The organism is Occallatibacter sp. (assembly GCF_049510455.1).
GTDB lineage: Bacteria > Acidobacteriota > Terriglobia > Terriglobales > Acidobacteriaceae > Telmatobacter.
Map to the genome: position 1 here is coordinate 1 of NZ_JBEKYX010000177.1, position 5,169 is coordinate 5,169.

Genomic DNA, 5,169 nt, shown 5'->3' on the forward strand with positions numbered 1-5,169 from the left:
GCGAAGGTTGGGACAGCGAAGATGCCCTTTTCACGCATGATGCGCATGGTCTCATCGCTGAGCTGTGTGGCGTGATCGATGGAGGCTACGCCGGCCTGGGCGGCGTAAAGCGTGCCCGGCTCCCCCATGGCGTGAACGGCCACAAAGCCGCCGAGCCGATGGGCCTCATCAACGGCCGCCTTCAACTGATCAGCCGTGTATTGGTATGGCGTATGGAGCACTCCATCGACCATGCGGTCGGGACCTGTCTCATACAGCTTTGCAAAATCCGAGCCTTCCTTATGCTGCCGGCGCATGACCTCAACGATCTGCTCAGCGGAGTTCGCGTAGTCGGCATTGGAGAGCACGTGCTGCGCCGGGTTGAAGGAATTTGCATCCTCATGGCCGCCAAGAATGTCGATAGCATTGCCGCTGATGCGCAGGCGGGGCCCAAGAATCAGTCCCTTGTCGATTGCGTTGCGGATTGCGGTGTCCGCGGAGCCTGCGCCTTCGGTTCCCATATCGCGCTCGGCGGTGAAGCCAGCGAGAAGGTCGGCCTTCGCGGCCTGCTCGGCGAGGATTACGCGTGTTGGGACTGACTCTATAACGGTTTGAAGATCCTCCGCGCCGGGGTGGAGGAACAGGTGTACATGGGCGTCGATCATGCCGGGAAGCAAGGTCGTATTGCCAAGGTCGATGACCTTTGCGCCGGATGGATGTTCGACTGAGGAGCCTACTGCGCGGATGCGCTCGCCTTCGACGAGGAGTTCGCCGGGGGTGAGTATTTTGCCGGTGTCGACTTCAAGGAGATGCGCTGCGTGAAGGACGATGGGCGCTGTGACAGGCTGCTGCGTGGCTGCCAGAGCCGCGCAGGCGAAAAGCGAAGGCAGAAGAAGACCGCGCGTGGAAGCGGAAATTGTTTGGCATGAGTGCCAATGTACCACGCTGCCTTGTTAATACGCGGCGATGCCGGTGATGCTGTGGCCGAGGATGAGCGCGTGGATGTCGTGCGTGCCCTCGTAGGTCTTGACGGATTCGAGGTTCATGCTGTGGCGCATGATGGGGTAGTCTTCCGTGATGCCGTTTGCGCCGAGGATGTCGCGGGCCATGCGAGCGGTTTCGAGCGCCATCCAGACGTTGTTGCGCTTGGCCAGGGAGATGTGTTCGTGGCCTACTTTGCCTGCGTCCTTGAGGCGGCCTATGTGGAGGCTGAGCAGTTGCGCTTTGGAGATTTCACTGATCATCCAGACGAGCTTTTCCTGAATGAGCTGGTGGCTGGCGATGGGCTGGTTATGAAATTGCTTTCTGGTCTGGGCGTATTGCAGCGCGGTGGAGTAACAATCCATAGCTGCGCCGATGGCTCCCCAACTGATGCCGTAGCGGGCCTGGTTGAGGCACATCAGAGGACTCTTGAGGCCGCCTGTACCGGGGAGAAGATTGCCGGCCGGTATGTGTACATCTACAAGCGAGAGGCCGCTGGTGATGGAGGCGCGGAGGGACCATTTGCCGTGAACGTCTTTGGCGGAGAAGCCGGGGCGGTCTGTTTCGACGAGGAAGCCGCGGACGCGATTGTCCTCGGCCGGGTTTGTTTCATCTGGCACTTTGGCCCAGATGACGGCGACGTCGGCGATGGAGCCGGAGGTGATCCACATCTTTTCGCCGTTCAGGATGTAGCCATCGCCGGATTTGCGCGCGGTGGTGGTCATGCCGCCGGGATTGGAGCCGAAGCCGGGTTCAGTGAGGCCGAAGCAGCCGAGCTTTTCGCCTTTGGCGAGCGCGGGGAGCCAGGTGTTCTTTTGCTCTTCCGACCCGAAGGTGTAGATGGGATACATGACCAGCGCGGACTGCACGCTGACGAAGCTGCGAAAGCCTGAGTCGCCGCGTTCGAGCTCCTGCATGACGAGGCCGTATTCGACGTTCGACATGCCTGCGCAGCCGTAGCCTTCGAGATTTGCGCCGAAGAAACCAAGTTCACCCATGACGGGTACGAGTTCGCGCGGGAAGCGGCCTTCGCGGAAGCAGTCTTCGATGATTGGAACGAGGTTGTCGTCGACGAAATCACGCGCTGTTTTGCGGACGAGCAGCTCATCTTCGCTGAAGCCCGCGTCGAGATGAAGAAAGTCTACGTTCTGAAATTTGAAGCCCATCGTACACCTGCTGTTTGAATAAAAGCCTGAACCTGCAAGGCTAGCAGATGCCACGCCTTGGGCGCGATTCTGGATCGGGAATGGAAGATCAGGAGTAGAACGTGATTTGCGGCATGGGATAGTGTTTGCGATTGCGGGTCCACAAGGCGGCGCGATGCTGAATGGCTGCCGCGGCGATCATGGCGTCAGGAACTTCCATGTTATGGCTTCGGGCATATTGGGACAGCAGGTCTCCTGCAATTTTTCCGGTTTCCTCATCCGACTCAAGACAGATGATCTGTCCCAAAAAACTATCGATTTGCCGGTGTTCTTTTGGCCGCGCTCCTGCCCAGACCTCAGCCACTACGATCGGCGTACATAAGATAGGACGGCTGGAGATGATCAAATCAGTCCATGCAGCGAGAACAGGGGGATTCCGTTCGCGCAGAATTTCAATCACAATGTCGGAGTCGAGGACGACGCTCACCGGATGCCTAGCCGCTTTAGCCGGCTTCCGGTTCGCAAACTGCGCACGTATGTTTCCGTGTCAGGCAGGTCTGTACGGTCTTTCCATAAGCCCACAATACCCATGAGAGCAGCGCGACGTTCTTTCGAATCCAGCACATAAGTCTTACGCGCGGCTTTACGCATTAACTCCGAAATAGTGGTTTTCTCCGACTCCGCTCGAGCATGGAGAGCTGTCCAAAGATCGTCATCGAGATAAATCTGGGTTCGCCGCATGATGTATATCATACATCGCGTATACATCGCCCGAAAAGTCCCGGTTGCTACTCGATAAATTCGCGTACAAATTTGTTTTCGCTACGCACCAAGTCATGCAGTGAGCCGTCGAATATCAGCTCTCCTTCGTTGAGCATGAGGAAGGAGGTGTTTGTGTGGGTTTCGCCTTCGGGGAGCGGGACCATGGCGTCTTTTTCGGTATCGAAGCGATGCGAGCACATGGTGAATGCGTCCTGCAGGCGGTGCGTGACCAGCAGCGATGGAGTTTTGTAGACATCGCGCTGCTTGACGATCAGCTCAATGATCGTCGTGGAAGTGACGGGGTCGAGGCCGCCTGTGGGCGAATCATAGAGCAGCAGCTCAGGATAGTGAATGAGCGCGCGGGCGATGGCGACACGGCGGCGCATTCCGCCGGAGAGGCTGGATGGAAAGAGGGAAAAGGTTTGTTCGAGGCCGACGAAGCGCAGCGCAGTGTGTACGCGTTCGTCGACTTCTTCGTCTGCGACCCGCTCCTGAATCAACTGGTAGGCGACATTATCACGTACAGTGAGCGAATCAAAGAGCGCGCCCTCCTGAAAGACCATGCCGGTGCGCGCGCGCATGGGGATAAGCGTGCGTTCCGGCAGGCCGGTGATGTTCTCACCGAGGATAGCCACCGTACCGGAGTCAGGCTGCACGAGGCCGTTGGCGGTTTTGAGCAGAACGCTTTTGCCGACGCCCGCGGGGCCGAGAAGGATGCGTGTTTCGCCGGGAGCGACGGAGAAGCTGATGTTGTTAAGGACCGGCGGCCCGTCAAAGGATACGGTTATGCCACGAAACTCGAGGACTGGAGCAGTGGACTGCGGCGCGGATTCGACGGGAGATGCGAGCGGCGCATTCATCAGAAGCTGACCATGACGATGCTGACCAGCAGGTCCACGAAGATAATCAGCACAGAGGCGAAGACCACGGCCTTAATGGTGGACTGGCCGACGCCTTGTGTGCCTCCTGTGGTCCTCATGCCGTAGAAGCAGCCGATGGAGGCGATGATGAAGCCGAAGAAGAGCGGCTTGGCAAGGCCCTGCAGCACGTCGCGGACATGCAGGTGTTGATATGCCATGGAGAAGTACTGGGTGCCGTTCTGGCCGTTCATGAAGACGGTAACTGCTGCGCCGCCGAGGATGCCGCAGAAGTCCGCGACGATGGTGAGGAAAAAGAGCATGATGGTGCAGGCGAAGACGCGCGGCGTGGTCAGCTTGCGCATTGGATCGACGCCGAGGGCGCGCATGGCGTCAATCTGCTCGGTTACGACCATGGAGCCGAGTTCGCTGGCCATAGAAGAGGCATTGCGGCCGGAGACCATGATGCCGGTGAGGACCGGGCCGAGCTCGCGGATCATGGACATGGCGACGAACTGGCCGGTGACGGCTGTGGCGCCGAACTGCTCGAGCGTAGCAGAGGACTGAATGGCCAGCACGCCGCCGGTGAAGAAGCCTGCGAAGACAACGATGAGGACAGATCCGACCCCAATGATGTCGCACTGGACAATGATGTCAGACCAGTAGACGGGCGAGCTGAAGAGATTCAGCGCAGCGCGCGTGGCGAACAGGAAATACTCCTGCAGGCTGAGAACAAATTCTTTGGCCGCTCTATCGATGGATTCGATTGCCATTCAGACGACAGAATAGCGCATTGACTGGCTGCCGCAGGAACCTAATTGCTCCAGTGCGCTGATTTTGCTTGGTTTCTCTTCCGAGACAGCATGAGCGGCGATTGGCGCATCTAAACAATGGAGGCTGCCAGTGTGTCCGACCCAGGCAGGCCGCATTATTTTGTTTTTTCTATTTATTCCGGAGGGTTGGAATGCGGTCTTTCCGTTTACAGTTGATCCTTTCCCTTGTGGTTTGCGTCACTTTAGTTTCGCTGGCTTCTACGTATTTTGAAGTGCTGGCGCATAAACATATCCTGCCCTGGAGCAGGCTTTAACTGCCGCGCAGACGTCGCCGCAGGATCCCTCCACTTATGCCACGCTGTTTGGCCGGCATGGCGGAGCACTCGCGGTTGGGCTTTACGATGCTGAGGGAAAGCTGCTGGCTGCTTCCGGCCCTGCGTCGATGCTTTACGCAATCCATCCCGGCCCGATCCAATCGACACTAAAGCACGGAACCAATTCAGCCCAGTTCAGCCATACGGGAAGCTTTGACTGGCTTGAAGAGGTGGTGCCGCTCCATGTGAATGGAAATATAGCCGGCGCGCTGGTGGTCATGCAGGATGCGAATGCGATTCGCGCGGAAACCGCCATGGTGTGGCGCCATACCTTCTGGCGGATTGCAGTGTCTGTGGT

At 58.2% G+C, this 5,169-nt stretch carries 7 protein-coding genes; 1 reads left to right on the top strand and 6 read right to left on the bottom strand.

All coding sequences use genetic code 11. The features are described 5' to 3' along the window. From ABSG47_RS20435 to ABSG47_RS20460, 6 genes are all read right to left on the bottom strand, one after another. Nucleotides 1-923: amidohydrolase family protein (locus ABSG47_RS20435; protein WP_424172276.1), on the bottom strand; the 923-nt coding region annotated here is incomplete at its 3' end. Nucleotides 924-932: 9 nt separating this feature from the next. Beyond that, nucleotides 933-2,126 (bottom strand): acyl-CoA dehydrogenase family protein, encoded by a 1,194-nt coding sequence (locus tag ABSG47_RS20440; RefSeq protein WP_424172278.1) that lies wholly within the window; start codon nucleotides 2,124-2,126, stop codon nucleotides 933-935. 88 nt (nucleotides 2,127-2,214) lie between these two features. Then, nucleotides 2,215-2,592: a PIN domain-containing protein gene (locus ABSG47_RS20445; RefSeq protein WP_424172281.1), complete on the bottom strand. Its 378-nt coding sequence runs from the start codon at nucleotides 2,590-2,592 to the stop codon at nucleotides 2,215-2,217. Continuing rightward, complete coding sequence (locus tag ABSG47_RS20450) at nucleotides 2,589-2,873, bottom strand: ribbon-helix-helix domain-containing protein (protein ID WP_424172284.1); 285 nt, start codon at nucleotides 2,871-2,873, stop codon at nucleotides 2,589-2,591. The genes ABSG47_RS20445 and ABSG47_RS20450 overlap by 4 nt, the downstream gene beginning before the upstream one ends. A gap of 20 nt (nucleotides 2,874-2,893) precedes the next feature. Beyond that, nucleotides 2,894-3,727: an ABC transporter ATP-binding protein gene (locus ABSG47_RS20455; RefSeq protein WP_424172286.1), complete on the bottom strand. Its 834-nt coding sequence runs from the start codon at nucleotides 3,725-3,727 to the stop codon at nucleotides 2,894-2,896. Continuing rightward, nucleotides 3,727-4,497, bottom strand: a complete 771-nt coding sequence (locus ABSG47_RS20460; RefSeq protein ID WP_424172289.1) for an MlaE family ABC transporter permease — start codon at nucleotides 4,495-4,497, stop codon at nucleotides 3,727-3,729. Before ABSG47_RS20460 ends, ABSG47_RS20455 begins: the two co-directional genes overlap by 1 nt. Before the next feature lie 442 nt (nucleotides 4,498-4,939). Between ABSG47_RS20460 and ABSG47_RS20465 the strand changes: the two genes are divergently transcribed. After that, a partial coding sequence (locus tag ABSG47_RS20465; protein WP_424172292.1) for a hypothetical protein occupies nucleotides 4,940-5,169 on the top strand: 230 nt, incomplete at its 3' end.

Bases quoted from the DNA above. Each gene is read 5' to 3' on its own strand.
- ABSG47_RS20440 (WP_424172278.1), bottom strand. From the start codon at position 2,126: ATGGGCTTCAAATTTCAGAACGTAGACTTTCTTCATCTCGACGCGGGC.
- ABSG47_RS20450 (WP_424172284.1), bottom strand. From the start codon at position 2,873: ATGTATACGCGATGTATGATATACATCATGCGGCGAACCCAGATTTAT.
- ABSG47_RS20455 (WP_424172286.1), bottom strand. From the start codon at position 3,727: ATGAATGCGCCGCTCGCATCTCCCGTCGAATCCGCGCCGCAGTCCACT.
- ABSG47_RS20460 (WP_424172289.1), bottom strand. From the start codon at position 4,497: ATGGCAATCGAATCCATCGATAGAGCGGCCAAAGAATTTGTTCTCAGC.